Raw genomic sequence first — 2,232 nt, forward strand, 5'->3', positions numbered from 1 at the left:
CTCATGAGCGAGGCCTACTTTGTTCTAGGTGGCTAAGTTCTATTTGCAATTTATATAAAAGTTTAAACTATGAATTTTCCAAACATTTTTACAGAAATAGTAATAAAGAGTTAGAATTTAAATTTCTAATGAAACATTGGATTTCAAATCAAAGTGGAGGAGATGATCTTGTATTTAGTGAAGTGTTTACACAAAAAATATGAATAAGGAAAATCCATTTCATGCTCTTTATGAATTAGACTATATCAGTCAAAAAAGCTACCCTCATGATATAAGTGCTAGTCATGGATTTGGACAATTTATAAGCTTGGAGGGTGAAAAATATTTTAGAGATTATTATATAGGTTTTGTAAAAAAAAAATAGTGCAGTAAAAAAAAGATATGTGAATAAAGAAGATGAATTTGTCTATGAAATTGAAGCACATATTTATAAATTAAACCGAAATGTAATAAAAGAAAAGATAGATTATAGTGGGGATCTAAAACCTGAAACAATTGAGCGTATTAAGCAAAATGTTCTTAATGCAAATCCTAATATCAACAATGTAAAAGATATAAAAATTTCTGAAGATAAACTAATTATTGAAACATGGAATAGATATTATACAGGGGTAGCTTTTATTGAATATCCTTTAGAGGATTTATATACGAGGGTAACTAATGCATCATCTCAAACAGAAAATACTGATACCAAGGATCAAGAGAGTCAGACAAAAAGTGAAGTAAAAGTGAAATATCAATACCAAGATGGAAAGGTATATAAGGAATATATAGCTTTATTTGAAAAAAAACAGGTGATAGATTCTTCTGATCTTGAAATGCTTGATGATAATATGAGTTTTAACGATGATTTCGTGAGCTATACAGTAAAAGGTGATGGTAATGATAGTATTATCAGAATAGTAAAAAAATCTGAAAGTAATGCTCAGACTCAGACAGAAAATACAAAGACGGAGAATAAGGAAACTCAAACAGAAATTACTAAGAATGATATTTCCAAAATAGAAAAGGAATCTAAAGTTCTTCAAGAAAAACTTGATAAATTAAACAAGGAAACTAAGGATAAGGATAAATTAAACGATAAGCAAAAAGAGAAAATTAAAGAGCTTTAAGAAAGAATAGATAGCCTGAAAGAAAAACTTGATAAAGGCAAGGAAGATAAAAACTTATCACAAGATATGAAAAAAGAGATGGATAAACTAATTGAGAAGATTAAGGAGCTTGATAAAAAGATGAATGAGCTTGGAAAAACTCCTATTTCGCATAAATTAGTTGAAACTCCAGTTAGTCCTACTTCACAAATCAAATTAAAAACAGGAGATTTACCACAAACATCTGTAAGAGATATCAAAAAAGATTCATTGCCACAGGATAGTAGAAAAAGTAATACAAAGGATATAAATACCGGAAAAAGCAATGATAAAGAAAAAGAAATTCGTTATCCAAATAAGCTGACACCAAAACAGCCTTCCAATAATAGTAGTAATAGTTCACAGATGGATGATTCAAATAAAAATGTAAATACCAATAAAGGAGTTGCTTCAGCTCCATCAAAGGCAAGAGGAACTGTTACTGAGAATAAGGATAATGCGAACAATGACTACCCAATTCACCATAATGAAAGTGAAGAAAATAATTTAAGCCATATGTATTCAGCAGATGCAAGACAGTTTGTTACCTTTACAACTAAAAATGGTAAAACTTTTCACTTAATTATTAACCATGATGAGGATAGCGAAAATGTGATGCTTTTAACAGAAGTATCTGAAGATGATCTCCTTAATATGGTTGAGAAGAAAGAAGAACCAAAACAAGAAATTACAAAGGAAGAACCGGCAAAAGAAGAACCTAAGCCTGTGAAAAAAGAAGAAAGTAGCAATACAGGAACATACTTAATCCTTGCTCTTGTAATAGTAGGAGCATTAGGAGCAGGATATTATTTCAAGGTTATTAAAAAAAAGGAAGATAAGGAGCTTGAAGATTTTGAGGAGGAAGATGATGATTTCTTTTCAGAGGCAGAGGAAAGTGAAAATGAACTAGATGAGTCGTTGGAAACAGAAGATAAAGAAGATGATGAGTTAGAGTAAGTTTGTACTAAAACTATATAATATTTGGGACGAAAAACAGGGTGAGAGAGTAAAATTTTTCGCCCTTATTACTTTTTAAAAACTATTTATTGTGTCAACCGTAAATGAAAATGTCCTGAAATTTTAAAAATTTGCGGGATAAAAC

1 pseudogene is annotated in these 2,232 nt (G+C 29.9%); it reads left to right on the forward strand.

The annotated features are described in order from the left end of the window. Positions 1-128 precede the first annotated feature (128 nt). Positions 129-2,087 (forward strand): annotated as a pseudogene (locus ACQV2T_RS09290) (CD1107 family mobile element protein). Positions 2,088-2,232 lie beyond the last annotated feature (145 nt).

This window comes from Facklamia sp. P13069 (assembly GCF_050409405.1).
GTDB lineage: Bacteria > Bacillota > Bacilli > Lactobacillales > Aerococcaceae > Facklamia.